Genomic DNA, 18,424 nt, shown 5'->3' on the forward strand with positions numbered 1-18,424 from the left:
CTCGCGTGGTCTCAAAATCAAGCTTTCAGGGCTTTGAAAGGCAAGGTTAGTGATGTCCGAGCGGACGTCAGAAACGGGGTTCGTGCCAGTCGATGCGGTCTATGCAGGGACTGACAACGCCTATACGCGATTGAGCGCAGGCGAACGATTGCGCGAAGCGCGTACGGCGAAAGGCCTGACTCTTGAAAGCGCCTCCGCACGCACCCGTATTCGCCGGGATTATCTCGAAGCGCTGGAGACCATGGATCCGCGCGGGCTTCCCGCCCAGGCCTATGCCATCGGATATTTGCGCACCTATGCGCGCTTTTTAGAGCTGGACGAGGCCGCTCTGGTCGAACAGTTCAAGGCCGAGGCCGACACCCAGACCGGCCGCGCTACCCCCACTGCGCCGCAACAAACGCGTGAGATCAAACTGCCGCGGGGCCTGATCGGCGTTGTGGCCATTCTAACCTTTGTGGCGCTCGCAGCCTGGTGGTATTCCAGCGCGATTTCCGGCGACAGCGTATTTGATGATATTCCGCGGCCGCCTGACGCCCAGCTGGCCGAAGGCCAATCCGATGGCGTGTTTACAACCGAGCTGTCACAGCTGGCCGCGACCGATATCTGGTCCAACCTGCCGTCTTTGAACCCGTCGGATGATGCTATTCCGGATCTCACCCTCCGGGCCAGCGCGCCGGTTTTCCTGGAAGTCCGGGATGCGGATGGCCGTATTCTGTTTTCGCGGGAATTGCGGGTCGATGAGACCTATCGCCCGCTGCGCGAAGCGGGTCTGACCATCACAGCAGAAGATGGCGGCCGGGTTATGGTCGAAAATGCCGACGGGGATATCCGCCCGCTCGGAGAGCCCGGCCAGCCGGTCACGGACGCCCCGCTTTATCGTCAGGATAATACTGATCCCACCTAGGGATTGGTCCTCGCCAATCGGCTGGTTTCTGCCTATATCTGAAGCCAGAGACGCAGACATTTTGGCCTGATGCACGAAGAATATCGCGAAGTCCGACCCTGGCGCATGATCGAGCGCCGCAATAGCCGCAAAATCCATGTCGGATCGGTTCCGGTCGGCGGCGATGCGCCGATTTCCGTTCAGTCGATGACCAATACACCAACACCGGATGTCGATGCGACCATCCGTCAGGTCAAAGCGCTCGAAGAAGCCGGCGCGGATATCGTTCGCATTTCCTGCCCGGACGAGGACTCAACCGCGGCGTTCAAGACGATTGCCAAATCGGTCTCCGTGCCTTTGGTGGCGGATATCCATTTTCACTACAAGCGCGGCATCGAAGCGGCTGAAGCCGGTGCTGCCTGCCTGCGGATCAATCCGGGCAATATCGGCTCGATGGACCGCGTGAAGGAGGTGGTGCAAGCCGCCAAGGACCATGGCTGTGCCATCCGCATTGGCGTGAATGCCGGATCGCTGGAACGGCATTTGCTTGAAAAATATGGCGAACCTTGCCCGGACGCCATGGTGGAAAGCGCGCTGGATCATGCGCGCATCCTCGAGGACCTGGATTTCTGCGAATACAAGATTTCGGTCAAAGCCTCGGACGTTTTCTTGACGGTTGCCGCCTATCAGGCGCTGGCGGAAGCCACAGATGCGCCTCTGCATCTCGGCGTCACCGAAGCGGGCGGGGCGCGCATTGGTTCGGTCAAATCCGCGATTGGCCTGGGCAATCTGCTCTGGGCCGGCATTGGCGATACTATTCGCGTCTCGCTGTCAGCGGACCCAGTGGAAGAGATCAAGGTCGGGTTTGATATCCTCAAATCGCTGGGCCTGCGCTCACGCGGGGTCAATATCATTTCCTGCCCGTCTTGCGCGCGGCAGGGCTTTGACGTCATCAAGACTGTGGAAACGCTGGAACAGCGCCTGTCTCACATTCACGAACCGATTTCGCTGTCGATTATCGGCTGTGTGGTCAATGGTCCCGGCGAAGCCATGTTCACCGATCTCGGTTTTACCGGCGGCGGAAAGGGTTCGGGCAAGATGTATGTCTCCGGCAAGCCGGACCATAATGTCTCGAACGAAGAAATGGTCGACCACATCGTCGAATTGGTCGAAGCCCATGCCGAGCAAATGCGCGCCGCGAAAGACGCGGCGGAGTAAGTCAAGCCGCAAACAGAATATAAAATTAAAAGTTGCAAATCTACGCTATTTTGCTATTATCGGGCGAAATTGGGTGGGGTAATGATGCGGCCAATACAAAAGATATCGTACATTGTTGCTTTATTATGTTTATGTTTGGCTGGAGGCTGCCAATCACTTCAAGGGGCCCCATCACAGTACAACTCACGCGAAGCTCGCGATAATGCCATTGCCGCATATATTGAAGTAATTAACGAAAATTCAATTGAAGCTTATTTCGATGAAAGTGATGCGCAGACTCGGCTTCGCATACGGAACAATTTTCTAGAAGCCAGATTAGGTCAAATTGATATCTATTATCGCGAGTTTGTGAGCGAGCTGATGGAGGAATCGACGTCCTTGAATGTATTCGTCGACACCAGCGTTGCAACACTGAATGCGGCTGGGACGATTGCTTTTGGTGGCCATACAAATGAGATTTTTTCGGCCACAGCGAGCAGTCTGCAAGGGCTCAAAGGCGCGATGAACTCGAATGCATTCTTTGAGCAATCTCTTCCAGCATTGATCACCACCATGGAAGCGCAGAGATTGAGCGTATATGGCGAAATCCGCGCAAGCCAGGAATGCGGCCCAACCTGTTCGGCAGCTGAAAATCTTGCAGGATATCCGATTTCGAGGGTCCTGGCCGATATTGCCAGATATGAAAGTGCCGGAACGATCCCGCTAGCGCTGACGCAGATCAACCGACGCGCTGGAGAAGCTCTAACAAATGCTGAGCTGCAGTTGAGGCAAGCGGTTAGTCAAAAACGTCGTTCAAAATCTGAGCGGCGAGTTTAGTATGCTGGTAAGCTTATACGGCCTGAAAAACTGCGACTCGTGCAAGAAGGCGATGAAGGCGTTCGACGCCTCCGGCCAGGCGGTCACCTTCATTGATATCCGCGCCGAGGCCGATGTGGCGTCACTGGCGCCGAAATGGCTGCAACAGGTTGAGGCGGCCAAGCTGATCAACACGCGCTCCACCACCTGGCGGCAGCTGGACGAATCCGAACGCGCCAAAGCCGAAAGCGACCCTGCAGGCCTGCTGGCGGCCAATCCGACCCTTGTCAAACGTCCGGTCATCGAGCGCGGCGATGACGTATTCGTCGGCTGGACGAAGGATGTTCAGGCCGCGCTGGGCATCTAGCCCACTTCACTCCACCAGCGTCACAAAGAACAGCTCCGTCTCGCGTATTTCACCATTGCGCCAATAGGTGACACGCGCGCTGTTGGCATCAGGATCAACCGGTTCGCAAGGCAGATCGGTGAGGGGCTGTCCGTTGAAATGGGTCAGCACATCCCCGATCTCCAGCCCGGCCTCCTGGCCGCGGCCACCGGGAAGAAAGCCGGTCACTTCCAGGCCACGCGCATTCGGCCCGAGAGAGATACCAAGCGACGGATCGGGCGCAACCGGGATCGGACCCTCGCCCTCAATCCGGGTGATCCGAACGCGGTTATTCTGTAGATCAAAAGTCCAGTTGAAATGGCGCATCAGCTCGCCGCCAATGATTTCCGACTGCACTGTGTTCTGGATCAGCGGGTCTTCGATAACGTGATCCCCGAAAGTCAGATTGCCATCAACGCGCCCGCCCATGCGGCGCTCGATCCGGGTCAGCCGGAAAGCTGAGCCGACCTGCACGGCCTCCTTGATCAGCGGCACATCGTCCAGATCGCTTATCGCCAGAAAGCTGCGCCCGGCCCCGGAATCAATCAACAGCCGCCTCGAACCCTCCGGCAGCCGCACCCGCAGCCAGGGCCGGCTGTCGCGCCCGCGCGTCGAAAATATGCGCTCATTGTCGATGCGGGGCAGGCGGCCCTGTTCGAGGTAAATTTCGCCATTTTCATAATCGAGCGTCATCAGGAAATCCTCGAAAACGCGAACGCCCATCAAGCCATCAACGGGCCGGCCAAGCGCCTGCGCGAGATGATCGAGTTCGGTCACCCGGGCGCTCAGATTGTTGATGCTGACATCGCCGGAACGGGCGTCCATGATATTGACCCGGTCCACATCGCGGACATCGCGGCCGGATACGCGCTCGATGGCATCCGGGTCCACCAGAGAGCTCGACGCACCGGTATCGTGGACAAACCACAGCGTCCGGTCGTCCGCATAGCCTTCGCGATCTGCCAGGGTGACGCCAACGAAAAAGTAATCGCGGCAAAAATGGGAGTCGAGTTCGATCCGGTCCTGTGCAGCGGCGTATTCCGGCACCGCAGCCGCAAGGAACACGCCCACGCTCAACCCGTAGATGATGCGCACAAAAACCTCCCTCATCTTGCCGAACCGATCCTGTCCGCGCCAGGATGAACACAGGATGGATTCGAACAAAACACTCTCTTCGATCTGCGTTTATTGCGGTTCCAATTCCGGCACGCATCCGGAATATCTGGCCGCTGCCCGGGCCATGGGCGAAGCCCTGGCCGAGCGCGAGCTCAGCCTCATTTATGGCGGCGGCAAGGTGGGCCTGATGGGCGCGGTTGCCGATGCCTGTCTGGCCGCTGGCGGCCGGGTGGTGGGAATCATTCCCGAATTTCTCGCGGTAAAAGAAGTCGCGCATAAAGGTCTGACCGAATTAATCGTGGTCGATAGCATGCACACGCGCAAAGCCGAGATGGAGCGGCTGTCGGACGGCTTTATCGCCATGCCGGGCGGGATCGGCACGATGGAAGAATTGTTCGAGATCTGGACGTGGAGCCAGCTCGGTCAGCATCGCAAACCCTGTGGTTTGCTGGATGCCGCCGGTTATTTTGATCATCTCAACGCGTTTCTCGACCGGATGTCAGCGGATGGATTCGTCAATCCGGAACATCGCGCCATGCTGCATCGAAGCGACGATGCCAACGCCTTGCTGGACGCGTTCGTGGCCTATGACGCACCGCCGGCAGATATTCGTATCAAGGTCAAACATACCTGATGACTTCACACAGCCTGTGAGTCGCGCTTAACGTCCCAGACCAACAGGGGAGGACATCATGACATCACTACTCACGCCCGCACTGGTGCTGATCTGCTGGACGCTGATCATGTGCCTGTGGATGTATGCCACGCGCATTCCGGCCATGCAGAAGGCGGGCATTGACGCCACAAAGATGAAAGAAAAATCCGAGATGGACGTGCTGCCGAAATCGGTGCGCCAGATCGCGGATAATTTCAATCATCTGCACGAACAGCCGGTCATTTTCTACGCGCTGGTCTTCTATGCCCAGCTGGCCGGTTCGACGACCCAGTTGATGATCTATGCCGCCTGGACCTATGTGATCCTGCGCATCGTGCACAGCCTGATCCAGGCGCTGTGGAACTTCATTCCCGCGCGGTTCGGCGTATTTTTCCTCTCAACGCTGGTCTTGATCCTGATGGCCGGGATCAATGTCGGGGCGTTGTTGGCGGGTTGACCGCAAATCAGCATTTTCACAATGCCTTAGGGGTGTTAATCAGCGGCCATGCACGCGCCTGAAGCCCGCCTGGAGCAGGTCATTGACCGGTTCGAAGAAGTTGAAGCCCGCCTTGGCGCCGCCGCCGATGGCGAGGAGATCGTGCGTTTGTCGCGCGAACATGCCGAGCTGAAACCGGTCGCCGATAAGGCCCGGGAGCTGAAAGCGGCCCGCGCCGAGCTTTCCGACCTCGAAGAGATGATGTCCGGCGAGGACAAGGACATGGCTGAAATGGCGCGTGAGGAGTTCTACGAACTTAAAGAGCGCCTGCCAGCGATGGAGCGCGAAGTCTCCTTGCTCCTCCTGCCGAAGGATAAGGACGATACCGCCAACGCCATGCTCGAAATCCGTGCCGGGACCGGCGGCGATGAGGCGGCGCTGTTTGCAGGCGATCTTTATGAAATGTATCGCCGCTATGCCGATCTTCAGGGATGGAAGTTCGAACTGGAAAGCGCCAGCGAGGGCGAGGTCGGCGGCTATAAGGAAGTCATCGCCTCGATCTCCGGGTCCGGCGTGTTCGGCCGGTTGAAATTTGAATCGGGCGTCCACCGCGTCCAGCGCGTCCCGGCCACCGAAAGCCAGGGCCGGGTGCATACCTCCGCGGCAACCGTCGCGATTTTGCCGGAACCGGAAGAGATCGATATCGAGCTGAAGGATGAAGACATTCGCGTCGATACGATGCGCGCTTCGGGCGCAGGCGGTCAGCACGTCAACAAGACAGATTCGGCCGTTCGCATGACGCACATTCCGACCGGAATAGTTGTCCTGTGTCAGGAAAAATCTCAGCACCAGAACCGGGCCCGCGCGCTGCAGCTTCTCAAGACCCGGCTCTACGATATGGAACAGCAGGCCAAGGCCGCCGAGCGCGCCGATGCCCGCAAATCCCAGGTCGGGTCCGGCGACCGGTCGGAAAAGATCCGCACCTATAACTTCCCGGAAAACCGGGTGTCCGATCACCGCATCAAGCTGACGCTCTACAAGCTGCAGGAAATCCTGTCCGGCAATGCGCTGGATGAGGTCGTCTCCGCCCTGATCGCCGAGGATGAGGCGGCGCGCCTGGCCGCCATGGAAGAGGCATGACCGGCAAGGTCGCCGCTCTGGCCCGCCATCCGGTGAAGGGCTTTACGCCGGAAGACCTGAAACACGTTCATTTAAAAGCCGGGGCACACTTTCCCGGTGATCGGCTATTTGCGGTTGAGGATGGCCCATCAGGGTTTGATCCTGACGCGCCGGAGCATATTGGAAAGATGGCCTTTACCGTGCTGGCGAAACTGCCGGACGTTGCGGCCATTCGAACGAAATGGAATGAGGATGAGGGCAGCCTGACCGCCTGGCATCCGGATTTCGGTGAGATCACCTGTGATCTCGACGGCGAGGCCGGGCGCAACATGTTTGCGGTCTGGCTTTCAGGCGTGCTCGCCGGACAAACCCGCGGGCCGTTGAAAGTGATCTCCGCCCCCAATGGCCATCGATTTATGGATAGTCGCTCCGGATATGTCTCCCTCATTAATCTGGAAAGCCTGCGCGACTTTGAAGGCAAAATCGGACGCAAAGTCGACCCGGCCCGTTTCCGGGGCAATATCATGATCGAGGACTGGCCTGCCTGGTCGGAACTCAACATGGCGGATCAGAAGATCAAGATTGGCGGGGCGCGCCTGAAAGGTCTCAAACCGATCGAGCGCTGCACCGCCACGCATGTCGATCCGCACGCCGCCAGGCGCGATATCGATGTCGTGCCGCTCTTGCGCGAGCATTATGGTCATTTCCTGTGTGGCCTCTATGCGGAAGTGATCGCCGATGGCGACATCAGGCCGGGCGATGCGGCAGAGCCTGTTTAAGTCTTGTCTTGCATGACCCCGCTCGGCGTAGGACATTAGGCTGTTAACCAATCCCGGATCCATCCCATGCGTTTTTCTCTGCCCGGCACCGCAACACTGATCGCCTCTTCTGCTCTTCTGGCCGCCTGTTCCGGTGAGCCCGAGCCCTTGAACCCTGACATGGTTTGCCATGTTGGCACCTATCAGTTCGTGGATGGCAACATCATCGATCTGGGGGCCTTATCGTCAGACGCCTTGCGCTGGCGCACAATGAATGGCGAAACCGGCCGGATCGCCCCGGGCGAAAACGGCCAATGGTCCGGACATATTGGATGGTCGGAACGGCCACATCCGGCCGTCTTCGAGATCGCAGAGTGCGGCAGCAACACGATCACGGTTTCAAATATCGACCGTCATGAGGGCGAGGCTACGCGGCTGGCGTTTTCAGTCGAAGACACAATTTTCGAAAACGAAGACGAGTTTATCGCGGGGCGTCTCGTAACCCCGCAAGGCGAGGGGCCGTTTCCGCTTGTCGTCCTTGTGCACGGCTCTGAGGACTACAGCGCGCTCGATTTTTATCCGATGCAGCGCATGCTGCCCGCCATGGGAATTGCCGTCTTTGTCTATGACAAGCGCGGGACCGGCACGTCTGGCGGAGAATACACACAGGACTTTTACTTGCTGGCGTCCGATGCCGCAGCGGCGATGGCCACCGCCCGAAGCCTTGGCGGCGATCGTATAGGCGAAGCCGGCTATGCCGGCTTCAGCCAGGGCGGCTGGGTCGGCCCGTTGGCCGCGTCCACCAGCGATCCGGATTTCGTTATAGCGGCCTTTGGCATGGCCGAAGGGGCGTTGGCCGAGGATCGCGAGGAAGTCCTCTTTAATCTCGCTGAGGCGGGTTATAGCGATGATCCGGAGGTTCTAGCCGCCGGGCGGGAACTGGCCGAAGCGGTTGGCCGCGTCATGGCGTCCGATTTCGAGGAGGGCGTAGAAGAACTGGCGGCGCTGAAAAACCAGTACCAAGACGAACCCTGGTATGACGGCATCCGTGGTGAGTTCACACACGAATTCCTCGCACGCCCCATTTGGCAGGTCGAAATGGCCATGCCCTTCTTCGAAGCCGGAACAAGCTGGGAATATGAACCCCGCCCGACGCTCGAGAGCTTGACCATGCCATCTCTTTGGGTGCTGGGCGGTGATGACTCGTCTGCGCCATCCGCCAACACGCAAGTCATTCTGTCCGAACTTCAGGCAGATGGTGTACCGATTGATGTCGCGCTCTTCCCGACCGCCGATCACGGCATCATCGAATATGAGCCGGGCGAAGACGGTGAACGCGTCTCCTTGCGATATTCAGAAGGCTATTACGCTCTGTTGGCCGACTGGATCCGTACGCGGCAATTCCAGGGCGAATACGGCACCGCCCAACTCACCCCCCGCCGCCAATAGAGCCTCGAGAAAACGCCCCAACACCATGGCCTACTCGCAGGCGCAAACCGCAGCCTGGCTCGCCCGTCTGAAAGCCGCCGGGATTGACGAGGCCAGCTTCGATCTCCGGCATATTCTGCTGGCCGCCATCAATGCGGAAATGGCCGACTCCATGGTTACGCGGCGCGTTAATCGCGAACCGCTTTCGCACATCCTGGGCGACAAGCCCTTCTGGACGCTCGATCTGAAAGTCACGCCGGATGTGCTTACGCCACGCGCCGACACCGAGACGCTGGTGGAGGTTGTCCTCAAACAGATAGACGACTGGCAGGCCGCACTCCGTCTGGCAGATTTCGGAACGGGTTCGGGCGCCATTTTGCTGGCGCTTGTTTCCGAATTGCCGAATTCCCACGGTATCGGCATTGATCTCAGCGAATCGGCGCTCGCAATTGCGCGGGAAAACGCGGTGCGGAATCAGCTCTCGGATCGGGTACAGTTCCAGACAGGTGATTGGGCCGCTGGGCTGGCGGATCAAAGCGTCGACATTGCCGTTTCAAACCCGCCCTACATTGCCAGTGCGGTGCTGGCGGCGCTCGATCCGGAAGTAAAGGATCACGAACCACATCTGGCGCTGGATGGTGGAGCCGATGGTTTGAATGCCTATCGGCTTTTAATGCCTCAGCTTTTCCGCATCCTGGTGCCGGGCGGGTTGATGGCAGTCGAAATCGGCCATGATCAGGCCGGGGCGGTTTCCGAATTGGCGCGCAGTGCCGGTTTTGCCGATGCCCGGACCGCCCGGGATCTTGCCGGCAATGACCGCACTGTGTGGGCCCGGAAGCGGGAAAAATAAGCTGGCAATACCCCCTTGGAAAATCGGAAAAGCCGGGCTAGCTTGACGTTCAAGTTGATGAATGCGCTTTGGGGCAAGGCTGTCAGGCGCGAAAATTCATCAAGCTTATCGTCCGGTTTCGTTATGGGTTTGCTTTGCAACGGATGATGCTCGCCGCAAGTACATGGGGGAAAGCGGCACGAATACAGCCTGAATATTGCGAGGATTGACGGCGATGAAACGTCAGCGCGGACGCGGCCGGGGGAAACCCGGCAATCAGGGTAACCGCTCATTTGAAAGCAATGGTCCGGATGTGAAAATCCGGGGCAATGCCTCAACTGTCTACGACAAATACATGCAGCTGGCGCGAGATGCCTCATCATCGGGTGACCGGGTGATGGCAGAAGCCTATTACCAGCATGCCGATCATTATTTCCGTGTAGTTGCCGCCCAGCAGGCCGAGCAGGAACAACGCCGCGCGCGTCAGCAGGAACAGCAGGACCGCCGCCGTCAACAGCGCCAGAATGACGGCGAGGATGATAATCAGGCCCAGAACAAGTCTGATCAGTCGGAAAATCAGTCTGAGGGCAACAAAGAACAGCAAGACGAGCGCCCGCGCCGCGGCCGCCGTCCCAAGCGCCAGTCCGCCGAAGAAAAATCCGATCCGCTTGAAATGGTTGATCCTGCGAAAAGCGAGCAGCCGGATGTTGCTGCGGCCGACGACGGTGAGGAGCAACCCAAGCCCAGGCGCGGCCGGCGGCCTCGTAAATCGGCCGAAGATTCCGGTGACAGCTCGGAAACCGAGGCGGCCTGATCAGGCGCTTACAGAGACTTTCAGAACCCCGGCCACTGTGCCGGGGTTTTTCTTTTGTGTCCTGATCTTGTGTGATCAATAGGCAACACCTATCTCAAACCCAGACACACCTGCCGTGCTTCATTCAAGGCGGCATCAAACCTGCAATCTCGCCTGAACGGGAGATGGAAAAGACATGAATCTGGAGACCTATACCGATCGCGCGCGGTCCATCATTCAAAACGCGCAACAATTGGCGCTTACCGGGCGCCATCAACAGTTCACGCCCGAACATGTGCTCAAAGCCCTGCTCGAGGATCAAGGCGGGCTGGCGGTCAATCTGATCAAATCCGCTGGCGGCAATCCCGGCCAGGTTCAGGATCTGACCGATCAGGCGCTGGCGCGTTTGCCGAAGGTCGAAGGCGCGGGTGCCGGGCAGATCTATCTGGCGCCTCAGACCGCGGATGTGTTCAAAACAGCCGAGGAAGCCGCCAGGAAGGCGGGCGACCAATACATTTCCGCTGAACGGCTTTTGCAGGCGCTGTCCATCGCCAAGGGGGCGCATTCCGCTGATATTCTCAAAAATGGCGGCCTCACGCCGCAATCGCTGAACACCGCGATCAATGACATGCGCGCAGGCCGCACCGCAGACAGCCAGTCGGCGGAAGACAGCTATGAAGCCCTCAAAAAATTTGCCCGCGACCTCACCGAGGCGGCCCGTGAGGGCAAGTTGGACCCGGTTATTGGGCGCGATGAAGAAATCCGTCGGGCCGTGCAGGTGCTCTCACGCCGGACAAAGAACAACCCGGTTCTGATCGGGGAGCCCGGCGTCGGCAAAACAGCTATCGCGGAAGGTCTGGCCTTGCGCATCGTCAACGGCGACGTGCCGGAAAGCCTGAAAGAGAAGAAACTTCTCGCCCTGGATATGGGCTCTCTGATCGCCGGTGCGAAGTATCGCGGCGAGTTTGAAGAACGCTTGAAAGCCGTACTGGGTGAGGTGGAAAGTGCGGGCGGCAATATCGTCCTTTTCATCGATGAAATGCACACGCTTGTAGGCGCGGGCAAAACCGATGGCGCGATGGATGCGTCCAACCTCTTGAAGCCCGCCCTGGCGCGCGGTGAACTTCACTGCATTGGAGCCACCACGCTGGATGAATACCGTAAGCATGTGGAAAAAGACGCCGCGCTCGCCCGCCGCTTCCAGCCGGTCTTCATCGGGGAGCCGACCGTGGAGGACACCATCTCCATCCTGCGCGGCCTGAAGGATAAGTATGAAGTCCACCATGGTGTACGGATTTCCGACAGCGCCATTGTGTCCGCCGCCACGCTCTCGAACCGTTACATCACCGACCGTTTCCTGCCGGATAAGGCCATCGATTTGATGGATGAGGCGGCCTCGCGCTTGCGCATGCAGGTCGATTCCAAGCCGGAAGAGCTGGACGAGATCGACCGCCGCATCATGCAGCTGAAGATCGAAGCGGAAGCCTTGAAGAAGGAAACCGATGACGCTTCCAAAACCCGGCTGGAGAAGCTGGGCAAGGAGATCGCCGAGCTGCAATCGAAATCCGATGAAATCACCGCCGCCTGGAGCGCCGAGAAGGACAAGCTGGCGTCTTCAACCGAAGTCAAAGACCGGCTCGACCGCGCCCGCGCCGAGCTGGCGGATGCGGAACGCCGGGGCGATCTCGGCAAAGCGTCAGAGCTGAAGTACGGCGTTATTCCGGAACTTGAAGCGAAGGTCACAGCCGCTGAAACCAGCGAGGATGGCGCACTTGTAAAAGAGGTGGTCGACGAAGAACAGATCGCGGCCGTCGTTTCCCGTTGGACGGGCGTTCCGGTGGATAAAATGCTGGAAGGTGAGCGTGAAAAACTCCTGAAAATGGAGGATGCGCTGCGCGGGCGCGTCGTCGGTCAGGATGAAGCCCTTGCCGCCGTTTCCGATGCCGTCCGCCGCGCCCGTGCGGGGCTGCAGGACCCCAGCCGTCCGATTGGCTCCTTCCTGTTTTTGGGCCCGACCGGGGTCGGTAAAACCGAGCTCACCAAAACGCTGGCCGATTTCCTGTTCGACGACGAACACGCGGTCACGCGAATGGACATGTCCGAATATATGGAAAAACACTCGGTTGCCCGCATGATCGGCGCGCCTCCGGGCTATGTCGGCTATGATGAGGGCGGGGCGCTGACAGAAGCGGTTCGCCGCCGGCCCTATCAGGTGATCCTGCTCGATGAGATCGAAAAAGCGCACCCGGACGTATTCAACGTGCTGCTTCAGGTGCTCGATGATGGCCGTCTCACCGACGGGCAAGGCCGCACCGTCGATTTCCGCAATACACTGATCATCATGACGTCCAATCTGGGCGCAGAATTCCTTATGTCCGCAGACGATGTAGAAACGGCGCGCGATGCGGTTATGGGCGCGGTGCGCGCGCACTTCCGGCCTGAATTCCTCAACCGGGTGGATGAGATCATCCTGTTCCGCCGTCTGGCCGAAGAGCATATGGGCGCGATTGTCGATATTCAGATGAAGCGTCTTGCGAAACTGTTGGCAGACCGCCGCATGACCATAGAGCTGGATGAAGCCGCGCGTGGCTGGCTGGCCCAGAAGGGCTTTGATCCCGCCTATGGGGCGCGGCCTCTGAAACGGGTGATCCAGAAGGAACTCCAGGATCCGCTCGCACGATTGTTGCTGGAAGGCCAGCTGAAAGACGGCGATGAGATCAAGGTCTCTGCAGAGGGTGGTTTTCTGTTGATCAATGGCAACGCGATTGCCCGCGAAGCTGCCCCGCCACCCGACGTGATGGTGAACTAGGCGATGGCAGGTCGGCAATCGCGCCCGCCAAAGCCATGCATTCAGTTTTCCCCGCCGTCACTTATAGCCACACGATGAGTACGCCAGTCGATTTCCAGATAGAGACCGATAAGCGCCGCCGTTCCCATATTGGCGAATGGCAATGGCAGAGTCGTTATCCGCGAAAGCGGGATTTCGGCATCTCCAATAAAGGCCGATGCATCAATCGGTGCCATCTGGATCTCCATAACCCGATCAATAGTTCGGGCCTCACCAACCACTCGGGCAGGCGCCGTGATGGGGAGTTCATTGATCCGCGTTTCTGGAAAGGTCAGTGTGGAGGGGTTGCCGGTATCAATATGAACCGGCAGCGAGACGTCTTCGACGCGTAAGGGGATTTCGATCAGCGGCGACGTGGGCGCGAAACTCAACCAAGTCGCATCCGTAGCGTGGCGCAGCTCGCCTCCGATCTCGACCCGATTCAATAAAAAATCGTAAGCCACGCGGCCATAGTCCGCGAAAATATCCGGCCCGATAACGCCGACACTTCCCATTTGGGTGGGGTCGCCGAAATCAATAATGATTGCGCCGATATCATTGGCTTGTGCGCCTCCCAGCTGAATCTCCGACAATTGCGTCGTATCAACCTCCACCGGATCGCCGCCCGCCGGGCTACCGACTGGCCGGCGTTCACCCAGTTCAAGCGAAAGCGTTTCCACCAGGCTCGTGCGGATCATTGCGCCGCTGGCGCCTGTGTCGAATATGAATGGGAAGGGGCCTTCCCCATTGATCATCACTTCCACAACTGGCCGTCCAGTTGAAATATCCATGGAGGCTGTATGAGGTGTGTCGGTGGGCGAAGGGGAAATGATTGCGAGAGCCATCAATGCGGTTACAAACATGAGATCACCTATATATTACGATTCGTAACATCTAAATGCCCCGATACCGATAGCAGGAGAAGTGAAAAATATGTCATCCAGAGAATCGGTCACCGAGCTGGAGGGTGCGACACTGGCCCTGATTGCTCGCGAAACTGCGGTCACCGCGTATCAGATAAAGGAATGGTTCCGGCGTTCGCCGTCATCTTTCTGGTCGGGCAGTGCAGGTGCGGTTTATCCGCTGATGAAGCGGCTTGAGACTGCCGGCCTGGTCGAATCAAAAGATGAGTCGCTTTCGAAGCGTCCAAAGAAAGTGTTTCGCCTGACTGCAGCCGGTCAGTTTGCATTGACGGCCTGGTTGTTGGATGCGGATCGCGCGGCCGATATGGGGTATGACCCCGTGCGTACGCGGTTAGCCTTTATCTCGCAGGTGCCGAAGCAAGCCGCGCGGTCCATGCTGTCTGCCGTGCTGGAGCGTCAAGATGAATTTTTGCCGCCGTCGGAAGCGCCAGGGACGATCCAGGCCCACGATTCCTGGCTGGCGATGCGGCGCCGGTGGATCAAGGGCTGGTTGAAGAATTTGGCTTAAACGGGCGGCATATTGTGCTGTCTCAGCGTGGAATAATCCATGATCGGTGTCTCGAAACGACAATTGCTTCGATCTTCTGGATTGTCCTCAAACAAACTGATCAGCCAAAATCTACGACAAACTAGCGTGCGCCGTCACCGGATTCGGCCTGGACCAGGTGAGACGCAGGTACTTCGCCAACTTCTGCGGCGTTCCGGGCCGTTTCGCGGATCTGGATGATCCGGTCGCGTTCCGCCTGAAACAGCGGAAGCTCATCTTCCTCCAGCACGCGGCCCGTGGGCAGATCCAGCGACATCGGGTTCACGGCCTGGCCGTTGTGATGCACTTCATAGTGCAGGTGCGGACCGGTGGACCGCCCGGTCGTCCCGACATAGCCAATGACCTGACCCTGCTGCACGCGCGCGCCAGCCGTAATGCCGCGCGCAAATCCATTCAGGTGCGCATAGGCCGTCTGGAATCCGTTGGAATGACGGATGCGGATATAGTTGCCGAATGTGCCAAACCGGTTGGCGCGTTCAACCACGCCATAGCCCGCAGCCAAAATCGGCGTACCGGTCGGCGCAGCGAAGTCGGTGCCCCGGTGCAAGCGGTTATAGCCCAGCACCGGATGACGGCGCATGCCGAAATGTGACGACAGGCGCGCGCCATTGATCGGCGTCATCATAAGAAGTCGCCGCGCGCTTTCGCCTTCGGCATTGAAATAGGCCACCTCGCCATCTTCCGCCTCATAACGGAAGTATTCAAAGGGATCGCCGCGCCCGGCATACATCACGTATAGAACATCGCCGGTGCGCATCACATTGCCGTCGGCGTCCAGAAAGCGTTCGAAGACCACGTCGAAGCGGTCGCCTTCGCGAATGGAACGCTGAAAATCGACCGCGTAGGCGAGTACGCCGGCAAGCTCGACCACGATCCGGTCGGTTGCGCCGGCTGCCAGGGCGTCAACATACAGACTGGTCGTGATGGAACCGGAGGAGCGCACCAGTTCGCGTTCAAACTCCGCGGTCATTTCACGCGCGCGATAGCTGCCATCTTCCAGGCGCGATACCGTGATGGACCGTTCAATATCGGGGCGGAAAGAAAATCCGGACAGGCGCGGACCATCCGCATCGTCAGCCTGATCGCGCGGCGTTTCGAGATATACCGTCAATCCTTGGCCAGCGCGGACGCGGCGCACGTCAAAAACCGGTTCCAGCGCATTCACGGCGCGGGCGATATCGCCGCCGGATGCACCGGCATCGCTTAAAGCACCGGCGAGCGTCCCGCCTCGGGGCACTTCTGCGGCGACGGTTTGGGTTTCAAGCGGACAGGCTACGCAGCCGGTATAAAACGCGGCGTGTTCCATTTGCTGCAGGGCGTCTACAGACGTCGTCACATAAGGCACGGCGTCCAATTCTGCAGCTGCTGTGGTTTCGGTTTCTGTGTAATACGGTTCTGAAAGTTCAACGATTTCCGGAGTATCAGCCTCACCGCCAATGCGGCTGATCAAGAGTGCAGCAAGCAGAATTACCGACAGGCTGACGCTCGCGATGATCGCCGCGGAACGGCGACGCAAATTGTCGAGAGAACGCACATCAAAACCGGACATGTATGGCCTTTAATGGATAGCTAACTTGCTTCGTTCAACGATGAGCAAGAACCGCGCCCGCTGCAGTTCTTGTGCTGTCAGACGAATGCGGGCGAGACAATGACGTGACGTAAGGAAGTTGCCAAGTGTTTACTGACAGTCAGAATTTGTAAGGTCAGGACATCGCGGCAGAATCATGTATCAGGATAAAACATGACTGAAACCAGCCCCGCCAACATGGCCCCCGAACAACTCGCCGCTCTGCTTTGTGCGCGGCTGTGCCACGATCTTGTCAGCCCGGTCTCTGCCATGGGCATGGCTTTTAGCGTCCTGGATGATGACGATGCCGACGGCATGCGCGAGGATGCGATCGAGCTGGTCCGCGAGAATGCGCGGCAGGCCGAAGCCAAGCTGGCCTTTGCCCGGATCGCCTTTGGCGCGGCCGGGTCCGCGCCGGGAACAATGGACTCTGACGAGCTGAAAGGCTTGGCGGAAAACTATTTCTCGACCTTGCGTCCCGACCTGGTCTGGAAAGTCAGTGCGTCTGGTCTTGAAAAAACGGCAGCGCGCTTGCTCTTGAACCTCTGTATGGCGGCCGGTTCGGCGGCAGCACGCGGCGGTACAGTAACGGTCGAAGCCAGCGCGGACGGGGCTGGTGGCACGCGGATGCGCCTGATTGCCGAAGGCCCTCGCGCCGAGCTAAAACCCGATTTCGAAGCGGCGCTGGATGGCAAGGAGCCAGAAGACGGCTTCAATGGCCGCTCGATTCAGCCATACTATGCTGGTTTGATTGCGCGTTCGGCTGGCGGTCGTGTCACGGCCCAGAATGGCGAGGACCGCGTGGAATTTGTGGCGCTGATCATCCCGAATGCCTCCATGGCGGCCTGATCTTTCAAAGACCTGTTAACCAAAGCGGGTGACGGTGAACTTCTGGACGCGGCCCACGCGTTGAGGAGAGAGACCCGCCATGAAAACCTGCCTGGTCGTAGACGATAGCCGGGTCATCCGGAAAGTCGCCCGCCGCATCGTCGAGAGTTTGAAATTTCATTGTGAGGAAGCGCCCGACGGCGCTGCGGCCCTCGAACACTGCCGGTCGGGCATGCCGGATGCCATCCTGCTCGACCGCAACATGCCGGTCATGAATGGCATCGATTTCGTCAAGGCATTGAGGCAGGAACCCGATGGCGACCAGCCGGTTGTTGTGTTCTGCACCACAGAAAATGATGTTCCCTCGATTACCGAAGCGCTTCGCGCGGGCGTCGACGAGTACATCATGAAACCTTTCGACAGCGACATTGTTCAGTCGAAATTCCAGCAAGTCGGATTGATCCCGGGATAGCCATGCTCGATAGCGCCGCCATAAAGTCCGTCTCCGCCGAAGCGCGCCGCCGCGCCGGTATCGCCATTCCTGCCGCCCAGACATTTCTGGTCGAAACCCGCCTGGCGCCGGTCGCCCGGTCGGAAGGCTATGACAGCCAATCCGACCTGGTGAATGCGCTTGAAAAATCACAGGAAGACCGGCTCTGGCGGCGCGTGGTAGAGAGCCTGGCGGATCACGAGACCTGGTTCTTCCGCGATGCGGCCCCGCTCGAACACTTCATGTCGGATATCCTGCCGGTCTTGGCACGGGTAAAGGGTAAGTCCGGCCCGATCCGCATCTGGTCGGCCGGGTGCGGTACCGGGCAGGAAGTCTGGTCTCTGGCCATGCTGCTGGAAGAGCAAAAAGCCCAGCTGGGCAATATGGAAATCGAAATCATTGGAACCGACATTTCCCGCCGCTCCATCGAGCGCGCGCAAGCCGGGGTCTACTCGCAATTTGAAGTCCAGCGCGGCTTGTCCATCCACCGGCTGATCGAGCATTTCGAGCCGGAAGGCCAGCAATGGAAGTTGAAGGATTCGATCAAGCGCTGGGCGCGTTTTGAACGTGGCAATCTGTTGAAGCCTGCGGAAACACTCGGCGCGTTTGACGTCATTTTCTGCCGCAATGTTCTGTCTGGCATGACGCCGGATGCGCGCAAACACACGCTGCGCATGCTGGCAGAACGCTCAGGCACCGCCGGTTATCTTATCCTCGGCCGCGGTGAAACCGTAGCCGGAGCCGGAGAAATGTTCCGCGCCATGAGTGGCGCCAAAGGCGTATACGCCCGGACCCTGGAAAGCGCCCGACAGGCGGCCTGAAAGGGT

19 protein-coding genes are annotated in these 18,424 nt (G+C 58.9%); 16 read left to right on the forward strand and 3 right to left on the reverse strand.

The window, feature by feature from the left end; translation table 11 throughout:
- Positions 1-52 precede the first annotated feature (52 nt).
- From ACO079_RS12765 to ACO079_RS12780, 4 genes are all read left to right on the forward strand, one after another.
- Positions 53-904 (forward strand): helix-turn-helix domain-containing protein, encoded by an 852-nt coding sequence (locus ACO079_RS12765; RefSeq protein ID WP_421790614.1) that lies wholly within the window; start codon positions 53-55, stop codon positions 902-904.
- A gap of 69 nt (positions 905-973) precedes the next feature.
- Positions 974-2,101 carry a flavodoxin-dependent (E)-4-hydroxy-3-methylbut-2-enyl-diphosphate synthase gene (gene ispG, locus ACO079_RS12770; protein WP_421790615.1) on the forward strand — a complete coding sequence of 376 codons (1,128 nt, stop codon included), beginning with the start codon at positions 974-976 and terminating at the stop codon, positions 2,099-2,101.
- Positions 2,102-2,182: 81 nt separating this feature from the next.
- The gene (locus ACO079_RS12775; RefSeq protein ID WP_421790616.1) at positions 2,183-2,917 is read left to right on the forward strand and encodes a hypothetical protein; all 735 of its coding nucleotides are present in this window, start codon (positions 2,183-2,185) and stop codon (positions 2,915-2,917) included.
- A gap of 1 nt (position 2,918) precedes the next feature.
- Positions 2,919-3,263 carry an ArsC/Spx/MgsR family protein gene (locus ACO079_RS12780; RefSeq protein ID WP_421790617.1) on the forward strand — a complete coding sequence of 115 codons (345 nt, stop codon included), beginning with the start codon at positions 2,919-2,921 and terminating at the stop codon, positions 3,261-3,263.
- A 6-nt stretch (positions 3,264-3,269) separates the two neighbouring features.
- Here the strand turns inward: ACO079_RS12780 and ACO079_RS12785 are convergent, their stop codons facing one another.
- Positions 3,270-4,391 carry a hypothetical protein gene (locus tag ACO079_RS12785; RefSeq protein WP_421790618.1) on the reverse strand — a complete coding sequence of 374 codons (1,122 nt, stop codon included), beginning with the start codon at positions 4,389-4,391 and terminating at the stop codon, positions 3,270-3,272.
- Between the two features lie 40 nt (positions 4,392-4,431).
- On the opposite strand from ACO079_RS12785, the gene ACO079_RS12790 reads away from it, so the two are divergent.
- From ACO079_RS12790 to clpB, 8 genes are all read left to right on the forward strand, one after another.
- Positions 4,432-5,031, forward strand: coding sequence for a TIGR00730 family Rossman fold protein (locus ACO079_RS12790; protein WP_421790619.1), 600 nt, complete (start codon positions 4,432-4,434; stop codon positions 5,029-5,031).
- Between the two features lie 58 nt (positions 5,032-5,089).
- Positions 5,090-5,509, forward strand: a complete 420-nt coding sequence (locus ACO079_RS12795) for an MAPEG family protein (RefSeq protein WP_421790620.1) — start codon at positions 5,090-5,092, stop codon at positions 5,507-5,509.
- Positions 5,510-5,557: 48 nt separating this feature from the next.
- The gene (gene prfA, locus ACO079_RS12800; RefSeq protein ID WP_421790621.1) at positions 5,558-6,628 is read left to right on the forward strand and encodes a peptide chain release factor 1; all 1,071 of its coding nucleotides are present in this window, start codon (positions 5,558-5,560) and stop codon (positions 6,626-6,628) included.
- Positions 6,625-7,386, forward strand: coding sequence for an MOSC domain-containing protein (locus tag ACO079_RS12805; RefSeq protein WP_421790622.1), 762 nt, complete (start codon positions 6,625-6,627; stop codon positions 7,384-7,386). The genes prfA and ACO079_RS12805 overlap by 4 nt, the downstream gene beginning before the upstream one ends.
- Positions 7,387-7,452: 66 nt before the next feature.
- Positions 7,453-8,814: an alpha/beta hydrolase family protein gene (locus tag ACO079_RS12810; protein WP_421790623.1), complete on the forward strand. Its 1,362-nt coding sequence runs from the start codon at positions 7,453-7,455 to the stop codon at positions 8,812-8,814.
- A 25-nt stretch (positions 8,815-8,839) separates the two neighbouring features.
- Positions 8,840-9,643 (forward strand): peptide chain release factor N(5)-glutamine methyltransferase, encoded by an 804-nt coding sequence (gene prmC / locus ACO079_RS12815; RefSeq protein ID WP_421790624.1) that lies wholly within the window; start codon positions 8,840-8,842, stop codon positions 9,641-9,643.
- A 214-nt stretch (positions 9,644-9,857) separates the two neighbouring features.
- Positions 9,858-10,436 carry a DUF4167 domain-containing protein gene (locus ACO079_RS12820; RefSeq protein ID WP_421790625.1) on the forward strand — a complete coding sequence of 193 codons (579 nt, stop codon included), beginning with the start codon at positions 9,858-9,860 and terminating at the stop codon, positions 10,434-10,436.
- Positions 10,437-10,611: 175 nt separating this feature from the next.
- Positions 10,612-13,224 carry an ATP-dependent chaperone ClpB gene (clpB, locus tag ACO079_RS12825; RefSeq protein ID WP_421790626.1) on the forward strand — a complete coding sequence of 871 codons (2,613 nt, stop codon included), beginning with the start codon at positions 10,612-10,614 and terminating at the stop codon, positions 13,222-13,224.
- A 41-nt stretch (positions 13,225-13,265) separates the two neighbouring features.
- Here clpB and ACO079_RS12830 read toward each other — a convergent pair whose 3' ends face one another.
- Positions 13,266-14,105, reverse strand: coding sequence for a retropepsin-like aspartic protease (locus ACO079_RS12830; protein WP_421790627.1), 840 nt, complete (start codon positions 14,103-14,105; stop codon positions 13,266-13,268).
- Positions 14,106-14,175: 70 nt separating this feature from the next.
- Between ACO079_RS12830 and ACO079_RS12835 the strand changes: the two genes are divergently transcribed.
- Positions 14,176-14,673 (forward strand): PadR family transcriptional regulator, encoded by a 498-nt coding sequence (locus ACO079_RS12835; protein WP_421790628.1) that lies wholly within the window; start codon positions 14,176-14,178, stop codon positions 14,671-14,673.
- Between the two features lie 121 nt (positions 14,674-14,794).
- On the opposite strand, the gene ACO079_RS12840 is transcribed toward ACO079_RS12835, so the two are convergent.
- A complete protein-coding gene (locus ACO079_RS12840) occupies positions 14,795-16,261 on the reverse strand; it encodes a peptidoglycan DD-metalloendopeptidase family protein (RefSeq protein WP_421790629.1) in 1,467 nt (488 codons plus the stop codon).
- Positions 16,262-16,453: 192 nt separating this feature from the next.
- Between ACO079_RS12840 and chpT the strand changes: the two genes are divergently transcribed.
- From chpT to ACO079_RS12855, 3 genes are all read left to right on the forward strand, one after another.
- Positions 16,454-17,128, forward strand: a complete 675-nt coding sequence (gene chpT / locus ACO079_RS12845; protein WP_421790630.1) for a histidine phosphotransferase ChpT — start codon at positions 16,454-16,456, stop codon at positions 17,126-17,128.
- Between the two features lie 79 nt (positions 17,129-17,207).
- A complete protein-coding gene (locus ACO079_RS12850; protein ID WP_421790631.1) occupies positions 17,208-17,579 on the forward strand; it encodes a response regulator in 372 nt (123 codons plus the stop codon).
- Positions 17,580-17,581: 2 nt separating this feature from the next.
- Positions 17,582-18,418 (forward strand): CheR family methyltransferase, encoded by an 837-nt coding sequence (locus ACO079_RS12855; RefSeq protein ID WP_421790632.1) that lies wholly within the window; start codon positions 17,582-17,584, stop codon positions 18,416-18,418.
- Positions 18,419-18,424 lie beyond the last annotated feature (6 nt).

This window comes from Hyphobacterium sp., assembly GCF_965228115.1.
In the GTDB taxonomy this organism is placed as follows: Bacteria; Pseudomonadota; Alphaproteobacteria; order Caulobacterales; family Maricaulaceae; genus Hyphobacterium.